Below are 17,230 nucleotides of genomic sequence, written 5' to 3'. Positions count from 1 at the left end.
TGGAATCGTGGTGAAAGGCGTCGAATGGCAGGCGAAATCGGACATTTCGCGCTGATCCTTGCGCTCATGCTGGCACTGACCCAATCGGTCGTGCCGCTGATCGGCGCATCGCGGAACGACCCGGCGCTGATGGCGGTCGGACGCGCTTCGGCAACGTTGCAGGCATTGTTCGTGCTGGCGTCTTTCGCCGCACTCGCCTTCGCCTTCGTCCGTACCGATTTCTCGCTGCAAGTCGTTGCCGAACATACCCATTCGACCCAGCCGCTAATTTACCGCTTCGCGGGCACGTGGGGGAACCACGAGGGATCGATGCTGCTGTGGGTGCTGATCCTGAGCATCTTCGGCGCAGCGATCGCATTGTTCGGCGACAATCTGCGGACGACCTTCCAGGCGCGCGTTCTCGCGGTCCAGGGTATGATCGGGACCGCGTTCATCGTCTTCCTGTTGTTTACGTCGAACCCATTCGCGCGCCTGTCGCCCGCGCCGCTCGACGGGGCGGAACTCAACCCGCTGCTGCAGGACCCGGGTTTGGTCATTCATCCGCCGCTGCTCTACCTCGGCTATGTCGGCTTTTCGGTTGCCTTCGCCTTCGCCGTCGCCGCGCTGATCGAGGGCCGGGTCGACGCCGCTTGGGCGCGCTGGGTCCGGCCGTGGGTGCTTGCGGCGTGGACCTGCCTGACGTGCGGCATCGCGCTCGGCAGCTTCTGGGCGTATTACGAACTCGGCTGGGGCGGCTGGTGGTTCTGGGATCCGGTCGAGAACGCCTCGCTGATGCCGTGGCTGATGGGCACTGCGCTGCTCCATTCGGCGCTGGTGCTCGAACGCCGCGGGGCGCTGGTCAGCTGGACGATCCTGCTCGGCATCCTGACCTTCTCGCTGTCACTGATCGGCACCTTCCTCGTCCGCTCGGGCATCCTGACGTCGGTCCACTCGTTCGCGGTCGACCCGCGCCGCGGTATCTTCATTCTCGCGATCATCGTCGGCTCGACCGGCGCCGCGCTCGCGCTGTTCGCGTGGCGCGCTCCGGCAATGAAGTCGGGGGCGCTGTTCAGCAGCGTCAGCCGCGAGGCGGGGCTGACGCTCAACAACCTGTTCCTGATGGCAGCGACCGCGGTCGTCTTCCTCGGCACCTTTTACCCTGTCATCATGGAGGCGGTGTCGACCGACAAGATCTCGGTCGGCCCGCCGTATTACGCGCTGACCTTCGTGCCCATCATGGCGCCGCTGCTTGTCCTCGTCGTCTTCGGCCCTATGCTGACATGGAAGCGTGACGCACTTGCTGACGTCGTTCGGCGACTACGCGGGCCGCTGCTTGCGACGGTGATCGCGTTCGTCGTCGCGGTGGCGATATTCGGGCGCACCAATGTGCTCGCGGCGTTCGGCATGGCTCTCGCAGTGTGGCTGGTGATCGGGGCGTGTGCGGTACTGGTGCGCCGCTGGCGGCTGGGCGGCGGCTTCGTTCGTTCGGTGCGGACGACGCCGACCTCGACCTACGGCCTCGTCCTCGCGCATGCTGGCCTCGGCATTCTCGTTGCCGGAATTTCCGCGATGACCGCTTGGCAATCGTCGAAGATCCTCGTCATGCACCCTGGTCAGACGGTGACGATCGGGCGTGAGGCGGTGACGCTCGTGTCGATCCGCGAGGCGACCGGTCCGAACTATGAAACGCTGATCGCCAGCTTCGATTTCGCCCGCAACGGGGTCACCCGCCCGATGACATCGGAGCGGCGATTCTACCCCGTCAGCCGATCGCAGACGACCGAAGCGGGGATCGAGGGGCGTATCCTCGGCAATACCTATGTCGCGGTCGGCGAGCCCGACAAGACTGGCGGCATCGTCGTCCGGCTCTACGATCACCCGCTCGTCGGCTGGATCTGGAGCGGCGCGGTGCTGATGGCGCTCGGCGGCTGTGCCTCGCTCGCCGACCGCCGCTTCCGCCTCGGCGCGGCACGCGCGTCGGCGGGGTATGCCGGACGGCTGGTGGCGGCATGAAGCGGCTGTTGTTCGCGCTGCCGGTTGCGCTGTTCGTCGGGCTGATCGCCTTCTTCGGTTACGGTCTGACGCAGGACCCGTCGCACATCCCGTCGATCTTGATCGACAAGCCGTTGCCCAAGTTCGACCTGCCCGGCCTCGACGCGACCTCGCCGGGGTTCGGCACTGCGGTTTTCGGATCGCCGGTTGCGCGGGGCGAGCCGAAATTGCTCAACGTCTTCGCGTCGTGGTGCGCAGCGTGCCCGCAGGAGCATCCGATGCTTGGTCGGATCGCTGCGGAGGGGGTGCCGCTGTTCGGCCTCGACTGGAAGGACCAGCCCGACGCAGCGAAAGCGTGGCTCGCCCAGCTCGGCAATCCCTACGCCCGCATCGCCAGCGATCCGGGCGCGCGGACGGGAATCGACCTTGGCGTGACTGGCGTCCCCGAGACCTTCGTGGTCGATGGCCGCGGGCGCGTGCGCTACAAGCAGATCGGACCGATCACCGTCGACGACTGGGAAAAGACGCTCAAACCGATGCTTGTGCGGCTGCGAAACGAGGCATGAGGATTGCCGCCGCGCTGGTCGCGCTGCTGATCGCCGCACCAAGCCTCGCCGTAACGCCGTCGGAGCAGCTTAAGGACCCTGTCCTCGAGGCGCGGGCGCGGGCGATCAGCGCTGGCATCCGTTGTGTCGTTTGCCAGAACCAGTCGATCGACGACAGCGACGCGCCGCTCGCGCACGACCTCCGCGTCATCGTCCGCGAACGCCTTGTCGCGGGTGCGACCGACGCGCAGGCGGTGCAATATCTTGTCGACCGCTACGGCAGCTATGTCCTGCTTAAGCCGCCGCTCGAACCCGCGACAATCGCTCTGTGGTTCGCGCCGCTCGCGTTCGTCGTGCTCGGCGGCGCAGGCGTCGTATATTACGTCCGCCGCCGCGCGCCATCCGCGACGGTCGCTCCGCTCAGCGCCGCCGATGCCGCGGCCGCCGACGCCCTTCTCCGCCAAGATCGGATATAGATGACGCTCGTCCTGTGGGTGATTTTTTCCGCCATGGTCGCGCTCGCCGCTGCCGGTCTCGCGATCCCGCTGGTCCGGCGCTACGACGCTCAGGCGCGCGAAACTGACGCCGTCACCGCGGTGCTGCGCGACCAGCTCGACGAGGTCGGCACACAGGCGGCCTCGGGGCAGGTCGCGGCGGGTGAAGCCGACGCGCTGCGGATTGAGATCAAGCGCCGCCTGCTCGTCGAGCACCGCGCGCAGGCTCTCCCGGTGCGGATCATGGCGAACCCTGCAGCGGCACGCGCGGCAGCCGGGCTCGCGGTCGTCGTCGCGCTCGGCGCAACGGCGCTCTATGCGGTGATCGGCCGCCCCGATTTGACCGCTCCAGCCCCACCGCGCGTCATCGCCGGCGAGATCGCGCAGATCGACGCGCCCCAGGCTGGAGCCACTCCAGCGCCCGCGGCGGCACCCGATATCGTTCCGATGATCGCGCAGCTCGAAGCGCGGATGGCGAAGACCCCAACCGATCCCGAGGGTTGGCGGATGCTCGGCTGGGCGTACTTCCAGACCCAGCGCTTCGCCGATGCTGCGACGGCGTACGGGAAGGCGCTCAAGCTCAAGCCGCGCGGCGCCGGATACGCATCGGCGTACGGCGAGGCTCTGGTCAACGCGGCGAACAGCTTCGTCACCCCGGCGGCGGCGGCGGCGTTCACCGATGCTCGCACACTCGATGGTAGCGACGCCCGCGCGCGCTATTTTCTCGCGCTCGCGCGCGATCAGGGTGGTGACCACAAGGGCGCGATCGATGACTGGGTTCTGCTGCTCAACGAAGCGCCGCCCGGCGCGCCATGGGCTCCCGAACTCCGACGCTTCGTCGAAACCGCGGCGAGCGATGCGAAGATCGACTTGACCGGCCGCCTGAAGGGAACAGCGCCCATCGTCGCCGGGGCCGCGAATGCACGCGGTCCGAGCGCGGGCGATGTCGCGACCGTCGGCGCTCTTCCGCCTGCCGCGCAGCAGGCGTTCATCCGCGCCATGGTCGACAACCTTGCGGCGAAGCTCAAGGCCAATCCCAAGGATGCCGACGGCTGGATCCGGTTGATCCGGGCATATACCGTCATGGGCGACAAGGCCGCGGCGAAAACCGCCCTCCGTGACGGATCGGCGGCGCTCGTCGATCAGCCTGCGATGCGGGCGACGCTGACCGACGCCGCGACGGGAATGGGCGTGTCCTGAGGCGGGTCGGCGGCGAGATGCCCGGTCGCGGGCTCGCCGCGTCCGGCGCGCTCGCGGGCTGCCAGACCGAGGATCATGCCGAGCAGGAGGAATGCGAGCGAGAAGCTGTTTTCTTCCGACAGCACGAGCCGGACAACGATAAAAACGAGAATTGAGATCGCTGCGGGGCCGGCAAGGGCGAGTTCGCGATCGGTCGTCCGCAGGAAGACCCCGACGCCCTGATTGATCGCAGCGAACAGCAGCCCGAAAAATGCAACAAGACCGGTGATGCCGAGATCGAGGACGATCGTAAGCACGCCGCTGTCGATCGTCATGTAGCCGCCGGGATTGGTGAAGCCGAGGACGTTGCCGGCGTTGCCCAATCCATAGCCGATCGGGTTGTGCAGCACCCGCGGGACCGCCATCTCGCGCTGGATCCTACGCCCCTCGTTGCTCGCCGATTGGGCACCGCCCCCGAGAATGCGGGTCGTCAGCGAGTGGCTGCTCAGCACGATGCCGAGCAGCAGGACGACTGCGGCCGGTGCGCCGAAGAGCAGCGCGGGCCCAAGCATGCCGCTGTTCCCCCCCCGCCAAATCCGGTACGCCCACATCAGCGGGTAAGCGGCGAAGGTCACCATCGCGCCGACGAGACCCAGCCGTGACTGGGTGATCAGGATAGCGGCCATGATGAAAATCAATGCCAATACCAGCAGCGTCCGGCGCACGATGCCCGGGCTGGTCACGATCGAATGAACGACGAACGGGATCACCAGCGCCAGATATTCCGCCATCACCAGGCTTAGCGGGAACTGCCCATGCACACGATAAAGGCCGTCTGCGGTTCGCGCCTGGGCACCGAGCACAACGCTCATGATCCCCTCGTCAACGCGCATGAAGCTCGGGATATAATGCGCCCAAGGTGGATAGCCGAGGTGCAACTCGATGAAGCCGTCGACCGCAGTGAGCAAGGCGAGGATGACCAGCGTCTTCGACACCCAGCTGGCCCAGCCCTTGCGGCTGAACAACAGGCATCCCAGGAACAGGATGCCAGCAAGCGCGAACTGATTATCGACGAACATCTTCGCCGACATCACGAGAGTACGCGACATCGGTAACGTGACGATCTGCATCACCTCCCAAACCAGGAAGCTTACCCAGAACCACGTCGATGACCGGACCACACGACTGATATATTGGCGGAGGTCACTCGATGTCGCCAAACTATATGCCAGCAGGGCGGTCTGGACCAACAGCGCCATTCGTGTCGGCGTCAGCCACGGCAACCCGGGTAGCGAGACGGCAATATAAATTGGCCAGATGATGCTGAGCACGAAGTAGACCGGGAACACGCTCTCGAGCGCCGCCAACGGGAACGTCCTGCGGTCGGGCAACATCCACAAAGTAGCCAGCAGCATCACCACGATCGGCAGTGCCAGTATGAAGAGCATCTGCGGCGGCAGAATGACGATTGCGACGGCATAGCCAGCCGCGAGCAGAGTTTTGGCCAACAGGACCAGCGCGCGACGTCCGCGGCTCGCGTCGACCGAACAATTCGAATAAGACGCGAGGAAGGTGGGGGTTGTATTAGCCACTGGATCTTTCCGTCGCCGCCGTCATGCAGCGTTCGTGCGCGCTACCTACCGCGTGGACGTCCGACCGCAGCTGTCGATATCGACGTGACAAGCTAAGGACGTTCAAGCGATCAACCCGATATGTGTGATGGCCAGTCCCCGAGTATAGGCGGGGCGGCGGAAGTTGCAGCAGAAATCGCGTACCGACCTGCATCGCTCGATATCCCACGGTCCAAGGCGCAGACCAGACCCGACCAACGTCAAGACGCTGCTTTCGCCACAGGTGTTGCCCGTTCGGAAATAAGATCCGCGATCCGGGGTGCGAGCCAATGCGTCAGGACGGCGGCACCGCGCTGGTTGAGGTGCGCCACGTCGGAATAATATTCGTCGTGGTCCGACAGGAACGACGCATCGATGATCGGGCCGAACTGCTCGTAGAAGGCGCGTTCCTGAATGACATGCGGACCCGTATAATAAGGCAGGAACAGGAATGCGACGCGAATTCCGCGCCGCTTCGCCAGCGCGGCCATGCGCGCGACATATGTGCGTTCATTGCCGAACTCGACGTCGGCGAACCGCTCGCCGAGGATCGGCGGATGGACGCCAGCCTCGTACCGCCGCACTTGATCGACCAACGCAGCCTTCGTCAGCGCTTCCTCGTGATCGGGTTCGGTCGCGAGAACGAAACTCAGCGGCCGCCCCGGGTTCGTACCGGCATAGCGTGCAGGATCGAACTTTGCCGGTAGGTCGAAGACGCCGGGAAATGCCCGGGCGGCGAAGAGCTTGAGCTGCCGATACGGCAGGTACAGCAGGTTTGCCGGATAATCGACATTTGCCAGGAAGGCGGGGTCGACGACATCGGCGGCGGGAGCGACATATTTATAGGCAGGATGGCCGTAACGTCCCGGCTTCTCGATGACCCCGATCACGATCAGCGATGGCGCCTTGGCTTGAGAGCTTCCTGGAGGATGACCCAGTGAAGATCGCGGCCATTTTCCGCGAGCGAGAAATTGACCGTGTTGAGCTTGCGCCCAAGCGTGGCGAGATCGGACTGGAGCAGGCGCGAATCGACCGCGGCACCGGATCGTGAGTGCCCGACGACGACGACGTCGATCGGTGCCGGATCATAGTGAATTCGCTCGTAGATCCAGCGCGCGCGTTTCTGAATCGTGTTCTCGAGCGTGCTAAAGCGCTGGTAGGGGTTGTCGGGGAGCGCCGCGGCGGCGGCTCCGGCGAGTACAACGGTGGCGAGGATTGCGAGTCCGGTCCGGGTCCAGTCGAGACGTCGCACGGCCACGTCTCCCTTAGAAGTTGAAATACAGGAACACGGCGGCTCCGCGCTGGATGAACATGATGCCGGCGAACAGCACGACCCCGGCGAACACGATCCCGGCGGTGTTCGGCCGCCAGCGCCACATCAGCGGCGGATGATTGACGTCGCGCCACTGCCCGAAGTTCACCGCCGGGCGGTACGCCGCCATGATCTGCTGGGTGTTGGGGAAGACGGCGACGATGACGATCGCTGCGACGAGCATCACCGCGAGCACCGGCGGCAGTGCAGACTCGGCCAGGCCGGTACCCCAGCCGTCGAGCCCGAGCATTGCCCGGGAAATCGTCCAGGCGTCGCCGAGCGACGCGGCGCGGAACATGACGTTGGTGAAGCCAAGCGCGAACAGCGTCAGCGCATGATAGAAGATCATGTCCCAGCGACCGACGACAACCGGCGGCAGCTTCGCCTTGCGCCGCGTGCGGTTGGCCTGCTTGCGCCGCTCGCGCCAGATCTCGTTCACGAGAACGTAGATCGCGTGCATCAGGCCGAACATGATGAACGTCCACCCCGCGCCGTGCCACAATCCCGACAGCAGGAAAGTGAACAGTGTCGGCACAGCGACGCAAGCGCCGAACGCGCTCCAACCCGTCAGGCCGCGGGCTAGCGCCCAGCGGTTCATCGGCAGCGCGATCGGCTGGTAGACATAGGCCAGCAGGAAACGCTGCAGCGTCATGTGCCAGCGACGCCAGTAATCGATGATGCTGGCCGCGCGCAGCGGCGAGTGAAAGTTGAGCGGCAGCTTGACCCCGAACATCCGGCCCAGCCCGATCGCCATGTCGGAATAGCCCGAAAAATCGGTGTATAGCTGCAGCATGTAGGTGATCGCGGCGGTCCAGCCGCGGGTAAAGTCCCACGGCTGAGACTGGACGTCGGTGAACAGCGGGTTGGCGTAACTGGCGAGGCTGTCGGCAATGATAGTTTTCTTCGCCAGTCCGATTGCGAAGATGACGAGGCCGATGACGAGATTGCGCGTCAGCAGCCGGGTGAACTGGGACGTCCTCAGCTGCGGAATGATCTCCGAATAATGGACGATCGGCCCGGCGAGAAGCTGCGGGAAGAACGAGGCGAACAGGCCGAATTCGACCGGGCCGGTCCCCTTGACGACGCCGCGCGATGAATCGACGAGGTAGGCAATCTTCTGGAAGGTGAAGAACGAAATCGCCAGCGGCAGGATGATGTGGTGGAGGGTGAAATCCGACCCCGTCACCGCTGCAGCGTTCTCGACGACGAAATTGGCGTATTTGTAATAGCCGAGCAGGCCGAGGTCGACGACCAGGCCAAGCGTCAGCCACACCTTGACCGCGCGCGCCTGTTCGCGCGCTCGCGCTCGCTGGATCACCCCGCCGACGATGTAGTTGAAGACGATCGCAAACAGCAGGATGGGCAGGTCCTGCGGTCGCCACCATGCGTAGAAGATCAGGCTGGCCAGCGATAGCACGATTGCCGCCGCACCGCGGCCGAGCCAGCGTCCCGAGGCGTAGAATGCGATCAGCGCAAACGGCAAAAAGCCGAAAATGAAAACGAAGCTATTGAAGAGCATTCCGTGTCAGCCCACCCTGGCCGGATGCCGCCAGCTACGCTGGTCCGCGGAACCGTCCCCGATTTTGCGTGCGTAGCGGTCGCCTGGAGCGGCGGCAAGCAGCGGCGCCGCGGCGGCGGCGATCCGGTCGCTGGCGATCAGCGCGCCCTTGCGGTTGAGGTGAGAAAAGCTTTGGAAAAGGCTGGGGTCGCGCGACAGGTCGCCATAGTCCTCGACGGGCCCGAAGTGCGTGTAGAAACCCCGGCCCTCGATCACGGTCGAACCGCCGAACTCGGGCAGGAAGACGAACATCACCCGCGTCCCATGCGCCGCTGCCAGCCGCGCGATCGCGCCAAGGTAAACCGGATCGTCGGCGTCGGTAATCGGAGTCAGCAGGGGCGGGATGCGCGACGGTTTCTGGGTCGCGGCGAACGCACGCGCCTCGGCACGCAGATCATCGGCCGAATGGACGACGTCCATGTCGATCAGCTTGCCGTCGGCCATCACCTGACTGGTCGTGAAGTCGGTCGGCAATGACGCATAGCGTGCCGGGTCGAAGCGGGTGCGCAGTCCGAAAGTCTCGGGAAACAGCGACGCCGCGAACAGCCGAAGTTGGCGGAACGGCAGATAGGTAATGTCATAGAGCGAGTTGTGCAGGAAGGGCTGCGGCGGCCACGCGACCGCAGCGGCGGGTGCGATATATTTGAATCCCGGATGACCCCAGCGATGGGGGCTCTCATTGACGAGAATGATGAGCAATTTCGGGTGCTTGATTTTGAACAATTCGTCGGCGACCGCCCATTCGAGGTTTCGTCCATCCTCGATGACCGACATGTTGGCGACGGTCGCCGGCTGTCCGTGCGCCGCCAATTTCGCGGCAATCTGCGGCGCGCTTAGACCGATCTGCGAGCGCGATGAACCGATGATCGCGACGTCGACCGGGCGCGGGTCGAAATGGATGCGTTCGTATGACCACGCAGCGTTGGCGTAGAGGGTGTTTTCGACCTGTTGCCAGCGCTGATACGGGTTGTCGGGCAGTGCGGCCGCCGCGACGGCGGTCAACATCGCCGCTGCGAGGATGCCGAGAAGTTTCGCGGGCCAGTCGATCCGGATCACGGCTTCCTACGACCCATCGACGATACGCATCGGCAGTTCGGGGGCGGCATAATCGGCGAGGTCGAGCCGCCACACCGTCTCCTCGCCGTCTTCGCCGCTCACCTTGGCGAAGCCGAGCTTGCCAAAGTGACCGGCGACCATCTTGTTCTTGACCGACGGGATGTAGCGCCCGGTTAGTGCCAACGCTCCTCCATCGCGCGCGGCGGCGGCGATACGGGCGAGCACCGCCTCCTCCATCCGCCGCCCGAGGACGCGGCAACTCATCAGCCAGGTATCGATCTCCCACGTCGCGCGGTCGACGACGATGACCGAGATCATGCCGTTGTCGCCGAAGCGGTCGGTCAGGCGGACCTGCATCGTCAGCTTGGCGGGATCGGCTTCGAGCGCGGCGACCTGCGCCTCGGTATAGCGCCGGGTCGTCAGGTTAAACTGGTTCGACTTGTTGATGAGCTGCGCGATCCGCGCGCGGTTGACCGCGTCGAACGGGCGGATGTCGGCGACCATATCGAGCGACGCCAGATACCCCACCATGTCGCTGGTCCCTGCGAAGGCTGCGCGCTCGGCGTTGGCGCGATACTGGTCGGCGCGGTCGCGATCCTCCTGTGCGAAGGCGACCGCCTCGAAATAGCCGGCACCGAGCAGGATCCGCGGGTAAAGCGCCGGGTCGGCGGGGACCTCGGGGACCGCGACCAGCGGCAGCTCGCGGCGGACCTGTGCGCGTTCGACCGGGTTGTCGTCGAGAAAAACGAGGCTATCGAGGCCGATGTTGAGCGCCGACGCGATCGCGCGGAGGTTGGTTGCCTTGTCACCCCAGTTGGCGACGAACGAGGCAATATGCGCCTCCTTGAGCGGCATGTCGGGGTGGTCGCGAAACGGGATGCGCGCGACATCGTCGTCGTTCTTCGAGCATACGGCGAGGATGATTCCGCGCTGGCGCAGGCCGAGCGCCATCTGCTGGATCGCAAGGAACGCCTCGCCCTTCGCCGATCCCTGGCCGAGCGCGATGCCGTCGACGCCGTCGTCGCCGATGACGCCGCCCCACAACGTATTGTCGAGATCGAGGACGAGGCACTTGCGCGTCGTGCCGCGGACCGCCGCGATCGTCCGTGCGACGACATCGGCGTAAAGCGGGATCAGGTCGGGGTCGAACGGTAGCTTCGCCGAATGCCACTGCCCAGCGTCGTGCCAGCGGTCGAGCCCGACCCACGTCGCCACTCGGGCGATGTCGACCAGGACGATCCGCTTGTCGCGCGCCCAGTCCGCCAGCCGGGCATTGAGCGCAGCAACCTGTGCCGCGACCGACCCGGGCTCGACCGCATCGAAGCTGCCGAACAGCGGCTCGACCGGCGGCACGATCGTCGCGACCATGACCCCGCCCGCCGCTGATGCGGCAAGGCCGTCGACCATTGCGCCGACCATCGCCGCCGCCGCATCCACCGCCGCGCCGGGGTTTGCCTGCGCCCGGTCCAGCCCAAGCGTCCGGTAGTCGAGCGCGATCAGCGCGAGGTCGAGACCGGCGGTCCGCAGCGCGCTTTGCGGATCGATCGCGTCCTGCATCGCGCTGCCATAATCGCCGCCGACCACCGTGGCGATGACCCGGTGCCGTAGCGCACTCGCAGCAATCGCGGGTTCGATGAGTCCGAGGGTTCCTGAGCCGATCACCCCGAGCCGGACGCGCGCCAATGGACCCGGGGCCGCATCAGTCGCAACGTATGACGCGACAGCGCCTGCGAGCTGGCCGAGCTGGTTGAGATCGAGGCGGCCGAGCGCGAGCGCGTAGAGTTGCTCCTCGTCGCCTGTGCCCTCGGCAATCGCCGCACGGACCGCTTTCAGGCGGACACGAAAGTCCGTCGCGGGTTCGAGCCAGTCGAGATCGGCGAGCATTCACGTGGTTCCCTTGGTCTGTCAGGCGGGCAGTTTTGCCTGGATGACCCGGGCGAGATCCCCGATATTCTTGAGGTCGGCGATTTCCTCGTTGAGGAACTTAATCTTAAACAACCGTTCCAGTGTAATGATGAAGCGAATATGACTTAGGCTGTCCCACTCGTCGACATCATCAGCCGATGTTGCTTCGGTAATATCAAGTTCATCGACGTCGAAAACGTCGACCATCACATCGGCGATCTTTGCGACTATTTCCTCGACGGTCATCGACAACACTCTTGTTCATGGCACGCAAGCTGGTTACCGGGAGGTATGATCTACGCTGCACCGCAATATCAAGGCCGGGCCGGACACGCAACCGGCATGCCGTTGCGATGACGGCGCGTCAAATCTCGATCGGTCTGCTCTGGCACTCCGACCGCTCGGGCAACCTCGGCGTCGGCGCGCTGACCGTCGGCAACATCGCGATCGTCCGCGAGGTCGCCGCCGAACTCGATATCATACCCAATTTCGTCATCATGGGGTTCAACGACAATAATCGCCCGTACATCGAGGAGGCCGACATTCGATTCGCGCCGCTCGGCCTGTCCAGCGCCGCGAGGTTTGCCGGACAGGTAGGGAGCATGGATTGCATCCTCGACATCGGCGGCGGCGATAGCTTCACCGATATCTACCCGTTCAAGCGGTATGCCTGGATCGTCGCGTCCAAGTTGATTGCGATCGGCCGGAGGGTGCCGCTGGTCTTCGCGCCACAGACGATCGGCCCGTTCCTCGGCGAGGCCGCAGCCAAGCGTTCCCTTAACCAGCTGGCGCGCTGGTCGATGCGGCGTGCGCGCGCGGTGGTCGTGCGCGACATGCGATCGGCCGAGACGGTTCGCGCGCTCGTCCCGGGGCTCGACCCAGTATACGCCGTCGATGTCGCCTTCGCCCTGACGTGGACGGCGCCGCTGCCGTCGGTGGGGGCGCCGCGAATCGGGATCAACGTCTCGGGGCTGCTGTGGCACGGCGGCCATACGGGCAAGGGTGAGTTTAAGCTGGGCTACGACTATCGCGCGCTGATGACGGGGCTGATCGAGACGCTTGTCGCGCGCGGTGACGTGACCGTCGAACTCATCTGTCACGTCAACGGGGAGCCGGGTTCGAACGAGGACGATGGTGCCGTCGCCGACGCTCTCGCCGCGCAATATCCCTCCTTGATCCGGGTCCCCGACTTCGCCTCGCCATCGGCGGCGAAGAGCCACATCGCCGGGCTGGACGCACTCGTGGCGGCGCGGATGCATGCGTGCATCGCCGCATTTTCGAGCGGTGTACCGGTGGTTCCGGTGTCGTACAGCCGCAAATTCGAAGGGCTGTTCGGCTCGCTCGGCTACGACCGGCTGGTGCCCTTCACCGGCATGGGAACCGATGCCGCGCTCGCTTTCATCCTTGCCGCACTCGATCAGCGTGCGATATTGGCGACCGAGATAACGGCCGGATTGACCCGGGTCGAAGCGCGGCTCGACGCATATCGCGACGTACTGCGCACGTTGTTTCGCTCGCTTGGTAAGGGCTGAAGTGGATGCCGATCCTCGAAACGACCAATCTGTCGACTGACGTCGTCGCGCTCGACAAGGCGCAATGCATCACGGCAGGTGCGGCGCTACACGAGCGCTACGCCGCCGCCGACCCCTTTCCGCACATTGTCCTCGACGATTTTCTCGATGCCGACGTGCTTCGCCGCCTTGCCGCCGAATGGCCCGAGACCAGTCCCGACCGCACCTATTACGACCGGTCGCAGGAACGGCTGAAGTATGAATGGCAACCGCACGATGTGAAGACGCCGGGCCTGCGTGCGTTTCTTGCCGAGATGAACGCCGAGCCGATGGTCCGATTTATCGAGTCGCTGACCGGCATCAAGAAGCTGATCGCCGACCCCTATTATGTCGGCGCCGGACTCCACGAGACGAAGCGCGGCGGGCATCTCGGTGTCCATGCCGACTTCAACATCCACAAGGGAATGGACCTCCTGCGGCGGGTCAACCTGTTGATTTACCTCAACGACGACTGGCTGCCCGAATGGAATGGCGATCTCGAGCTGTGGTCGACCGACATGAAGGAGCGGCGGCTATCGGTGCCGCCCAAGCTCGGCCGTGCGGTCATTTTCAACACCGACCTCGATAGTTTTCACGGCGTTCCCGACGTCATTGCCTGTCCTCCCGAGCGGTCGCGGCGGTCGATCGCCCTGTATTATTACACGTCGCCCGTCGACGGGCTGGCCAATGTGCCGAAGCGAACGACGGTGTTTCGCCCGCGTCCGGGTACAGCCGACAAACCCGACCGCGAGGTCGCGCGCCGCCACTTCGTCAACGACTGGGTGCCCCCGGCGCTGTTGCGCGCGCTCAAGCGACATTAGCGGACGCCGCCGGAAGGCGTCCTCGCCACGCTAACGGCTCTCCGACCGCCCGCCTTCGATCCCGAGCAGCGCGAGCGGATGGTGCCCGGCCGCATTGTTCGTCCAGCCGGTCACCCGGCGCGCGACCAGCGTCCAGCGGACGGGTGCGAACAACGGGATGAACGGCGTGTGGGCAATCATCGCGACTTCGACCAGCCCCAGCGCTGCCGCCTGTGCCGTGGGGTCGGCGGTCGCCGCGGCACTCTCGACGATCGTGTCGGCAGCCGGGTTGCAGTAGCCTGCAGTCTTCGCGGCGCAGGTGTATGGCAGCAGGAACGCCAGCGGCGAATCGATGCCCGAGCGCTCGACCAGTGCCAGTTCATAATCGCCGCGCGCGATCGCCTGCGCGTGCAGTGTGTCGGGCCGGGTAACGGTTTGCGTCCTGACGCCGATCCGCGCCCAGTCGGCGGCAATTTCGGTCGCGACCATAGTGTGTTCGCGCGCATCGGGCAGGCTGATCGTCACGGTCAGCGGGGCGGTCGCCGAAAAACCCGCCGCCGCGAGCAACTGCCGTGCGAGGTCGAGGCGCGCGGCGGGGGCGCTGATCGCCCAGTCGGGCAACGCGGGCACGCGCTCGCTCGGCAGCGACGGGACGAGGCCGAGGACGGGGGGAAGCGCCACGCCGAACAGGCGACTGCCGAGGTCGTCGCGGTCGATGGCCATCGACAAGGCGCGGCGGACGCGGACGTCGGCGAGCGGCCCGTGCGTCGTATTGGCGAGATAGCCGTAGACCGCCCACGACGGCTCGACGTGAAGCGCATTCGACGCCGCCAGCAGCCGGGCGTCACCGAACCCGGCAAGGCCATGGCCGATAACGAGATCGGTGCGGTCGCGAGCAAAGCGGGCGATCGCCGTGCCCGGGTCCTCGGCTGGAGTCAGTGCGATTCCGGCGAGCGTCACTTTCGGATTCGGCACCGCCGCTGGGTTGCGGGCGAGCATGACCGGCACCTTGTCCGAATCGACAATGCGAAACGGGCCCAATGGCGGTGGCCGAACGCCTGGCCGCGTTACCGCGAACTCGGGTTCGGCAAGCAAGGCGAGTAGGTATGGCATCGCCCCGGCGAGGCGGACCTCGACAACGTTATCCACAGGCGCGCCGACGCCCAATGCGGACACTGGCTTAGCCCCCGACAACACCTCGGCGCCGTTCTCGAAACCGAGCAAAAGCGGCCGCAGTGCGTTGTGGCTTCCGGGCTGGGCGGCGCGGCGAAACGAGGCGACGACGTCGGTCGCGGTCACTGGCTTGCCGTCGGGCCATGCGCGCGGGCGCAGCCGGAAAATAACGCTGAGCCCGTTGTCGGCGATCCGCCAGCTCGATGCGAGACCGGGCACGACCTGACCCGCGCCGTCGAAGCTCGTCAGCCCGACTTGCGTCGCCGCGACGATTGCACGACGTGGCGCGCCGGTATCACTTGTCTCGTGGCCGACTATATCGGCGCGCAATGTCGCGCCGGGATCGCCATCCTTCGCGCCGCAACCGGCGAGAAGCAGTGCGAGGAAAACGATGCGCGGCGACATGGGCCTGCGTTAGCCGCTCGACCGGCGCGGCGCAAAGCCGGGTTTGCTCCAATGGCGGCTTTGCCCACGGCAATCATCGCTTGCTTGCACGCTCCGGCTCCGCGCCGCTAAGCGGGCAAGATGGTCATTCCCCCCGCCGCCGATGTCACCGCGCTGATCGGCAATACCCCGCTGGTCAAGCTGCGCGGACCATCGGCGCGAACCGGTTGCACGATCCTCGGCAAGGCCGAATTCATGAACCCCGGCGGGTCAATCAAGGATCGCGCTGCGCTCTATATCATCCGCGATGCAGAAGCGCGCGGAACGCTCGCGCCGGGCGGAACGATCGTCGAGGGGACCGCCGGCAATACCGGGATCGGGCTTGCGGTCGTCGGCAATGCGCTCGGCTACCGGACGATCATCGTCATGCCCGAGACGCAGAGCGCCGAAAAGCAGGCGACATTGCGCGCACTTGGGGCCGAGCTCGTCCTCGTTCCCGCCGCGCCGTATTCGAGCGCGTGCCATTATGTCCATCAGTCGCGGCGGATCGCCGAGGAGACGCCGGGCGCAGTTTGGGCAAACCAATTCGACAACATCGCCAACCGCTTGGCGCATATCAAGACGACGGCGCCCGAGATTTGGGCGCAAACCGGGGGCGCTGTCGACGGCTTCACCTGCGCGGTCGGCACCGGCGGCACGCTCGCCGGGGTCGCGCTCGGCCTGCGCGCGGTCGCTCCCGACATCGCCATCGCGCTGAGCGATCCCGAAGGCGCGGCGCTGTACGACTGGTTCGCCCACGGCGAATTGCGTTCGGAAGGTAGCTCGGTTGCGGAGGGCATCGGTCAGAGCCGGATCACCGCGAATCTCGAGGGGCTGACCGTCGACGCTCAGTTTCGCATCCCCGATCGCGAGGCCGTGCCGCTGCTCCACGAGCTGCTCGAGCACGAGGGTCTGTGTCTCGGATTGTCGTCGGGAATCAACGTCGCGGGGGCGATCCGGCTCGCCGAACATCTCGGTCCGGGCAAGACGATCGTCACCATCTTGTGCGATTCGGGGCTGCGCTATCTATCGACGATCTACAACCCGGCATGGTGTGCGGCGAAAGGCCTGACGCCGCCGCCGTGGCTCGTCGGCTCGACAAACGCATAAGTCGGGACTACACGTCCTTAACAAGACGACGATGCGGATCGCCCTGCGGTTCGCGTGTCCGGCGTGGCCGGGCAATTGTTTTGCCAGTGAGGGCCAGTGGACAGACATTCACGTACTGCCCGGACGACGCGATCGTGCACCGCGCAGCGGATCAATGCCGGGCTGACGGGACTCGCCGCGATTTTCCTGATCGTGGTGTCCGCGGCTGCGGGCATTCGGTCCTCGCGGCCTGCGTCGCCGGTCGATCCGAAGGCCGAGACGCTTGCCGTTCTTGGAGTCGCGCCGAGCTCGGGAACCGACGCGACTCTGCACAAGAGCGCTGCTCCGACGTCGCCGATTTTGCGGGCGCCGCCAAAGAGCTGACGGCTGACCGGTCCAGCCCGGCAACGGGGCGGCGGAAGATGAACCGCAAGTCGTTGTAGTTAAGAAATCGTATAACTTATTGCACAGACTTATCCACAGGTCTGATCGTCGGTTGACAGCGCCGAACAAAACGGGTCCAAAACAGAAGAGACGAAGAACAAGCTGTATTTTGGACGTCATT

The 17,230-nt window shown here is 65.4% G+C and carries 15 protein-coding genes; 7 read left to right on the top strand and 8 right to left on the bottom strand.

The window, feature by feature from the left end; translation table 11 throughout:
• Window positions 1-24 precede the first annotated feature (24 nt).
• Genes KZX46_RS20765 through ccmI form a run of 4 tightly spaced genes read left to right on the top strand, consistent with a single transcriptional unit; the run spans window position 25 to window position 4,210 of the window.
• Window positions 25-1,992: a heme lyase CcmF/NrfE family subunit gene (locus tag KZX46_RS20765; protein ID WP_219775530.1), complete on the top strand. Its 1,968-nt coding sequence runs from the start codon at window positions 25-27 to the stop codon at window positions 1,990-1,992.
• Entirely contained in the window at window positions 1,989-2,537 is a 549-nt protein-coding gene (locus KZX46_RS20760) for a DsbE family thiol:disulfide interchange protein (protein ID WP_216708361.1), read from the top strand. The genes KZX46_RS20765 and KZX46_RS20760 overlap by 4 nt, the downstream gene beginning before the upstream one ends.
• A complete protein-coding gene (locus KZX46_RS20755; protein WP_219775529.1) occupies window positions 2,534-2,992 on the top strand; it encodes a cytochrome c-type biogenesis protein in 459 nt (152 codons plus the stop codon). Before KZX46_RS20760 ends, KZX46_RS20755 begins: the two co-directional genes overlap by 4 nt.
• Window positions 2,993-4,210, top strand: coding sequence for a c-type cytochrome biogenesis protein CcmI (gene ccmI / locus KZX46_RS20750; protein ID WP_219775528.1), 1,218 nt, complete (start codon window positions 2,993-2,995; stop codon window positions 4,208-4,210).
• On the opposite strand, the gene KZX46_RS20745 is transcribed toward ccmI, so the two are convergent.
• The 7 genes from KZX46_RS20745 to KZX46_RS20715 all read right to left on the bottom strand — a co-directional run bounded on the left by KZX46_RS20745 (window position 4,153) and on the right by KZX46_RS20715 (window position 11,876).
• Window positions 4,153-5,781, bottom strand: a complete 1,629-nt coding sequence (locus KZX46_RS20745) for an O-antigen ligase (protein WP_219775527.1) — start codon at window positions 5,779-5,781, stop codon at window positions 4,153-4,155. The genes ccmI and KZX46_RS20745 overlap by 58 nt on opposite strands.
• Before the next feature lie 239 nt (window positions 5,782-6,020).
• Window positions 6,021-6,689 carry a hypothetical protein gene (locus KZX46_RS20740; protein WP_219775526.1) on the bottom strand — a complete coding sequence of 223 codons (669 nt, stop codon included), beginning with the start codon at window positions 6,687-6,689 and terminating at the stop codon, window positions 6,021-6,023.
• A gap of 2 nt (window positions 6,690-6,691) precedes the next feature.
• On the bottom strand, window positions 6,692-7,051 hold the full coding sequence (locus KZX46_RS20735; protein WP_219775525.1) for a hypothetical protein: 360 nt from the start codon (window positions 7,049-7,051) through the stop codon (window positions 6,692-6,694).
• Window positions 7,052-7,064: 13 nt separating this feature from the next.
• Window positions 7,065-8,630: an MBOAT family protein gene (locus tag KZX46_RS20730; protein ID WP_219775524.1), complete on the bottom strand. Its 1,566-nt coding sequence runs from the start codon at window positions 8,628-8,630 to the stop codon at window positions 7,065-7,067.
• 6 nt (window positions 8,631-8,636) lie between these two features.
• Complete coding sequence (locus KZX46_RS20725; RefSeq protein WP_219775523.1) at window positions 8,637-9,725, bottom strand: hypothetical protein; 1,089 nt, start codon at window positions 9,723-9,725, stop codon at window positions 8,637-8,639.
• Window positions 9,726-9,731: 6 nt separating this feature from the next.
• A complete protein-coding gene (locus tag KZX46_RS20720) occupies window positions 9,732-11,609 on the bottom strand; it encodes an HAD family hydrolase (RefSeq protein ID WP_219775522.1) in 1,878 nt (625 codons plus the stop codon).
• 21 nt (window positions 11,610-11,630) lie between these two features.
• The gene (locus KZX46_RS20715; RefSeq protein WP_226896077.1) at window positions 11,631-11,876 is read right to left on the bottom strand and encodes a phosphopantetheine-binding protein; all 246 of its coding nucleotides are present in this window, start codon (window positions 11,874-11,876) and stop codon (window positions 11,631-11,633) included.
• A gap of 107 nt (window positions 11,877-11,983) precedes the next feature.
• Here KZX46_RS20715 and KZX46_RS20710 point away from each other — a divergent pair, with 107 nt between their 5' ends.
• Window positions 11,984-13,162 (top strand): polysaccharide pyruvyl transferase family protein, encoded by a 1,179-nt coding sequence (locus KZX46_RS20710; RefSeq protein ID WP_219775521.1) that lies wholly within the window; start codon window positions 11,984-11,986, stop codon window positions 13,160-13,162.
• 5 nt (window positions 13,163-13,167) lie between these two features.
• Entirely contained in the window at window positions 13,168-14,001 is an 834-nt protein-coding gene (locus KZX46_RS20705; RefSeq protein WP_219775520.1) for a 2OG-Fe(II) oxygenase, read from the top strand.
• Between the two features lie 30 nt (window positions 14,002-14,031).
• Here the strand turns inward: KZX46_RS20705 and KZX46_RS20700 are convergent, their stop codons facing one another.
• Window positions 14,032-15,558, bottom strand: a complete 1,527-nt coding sequence (locus KZX46_RS20700; protein WP_219775519.1) for an ABC transporter substrate-binding protein — start codon at window positions 15,556-15,558, stop codon at window positions 14,032-14,034.
• Between the two features lie 120 nt (window positions 15,559-15,678).
• Here KZX46_RS20700 and KZX46_RS20695 point away from each other — a divergent pair, with 120 nt between their 5' ends.
• Complete coding sequence (locus KZX46_RS20695) at window positions 15,679-16,686, top strand: cysteine synthase A (RefSeq protein WP_219775518.1); 1,008 nt, start codon at window positions 15,679-15,681, stop codon at window positions 16,684-16,686.
• The last annotated feature ends 544 nt before the right edge of the window (window positions 16,687-17,230 follow it).

The sequence above is a fragment of the Polymorphobacter sp. PAMC 29334 genome (genome assembly GCF_019431245.1).
GTDB lineage: Bacteria > Pseudomonadota > Alphaproteobacteria > Sphingomonadales > Sphingomonadaceae > Polymorphobacter_B > Polymorphobacter_B megasporae.
The sequence above is the reverse complement of the archived record's forward strand: the minus strand, read 5'-3'. Positions and strand labels throughout refer to the sequence as shown.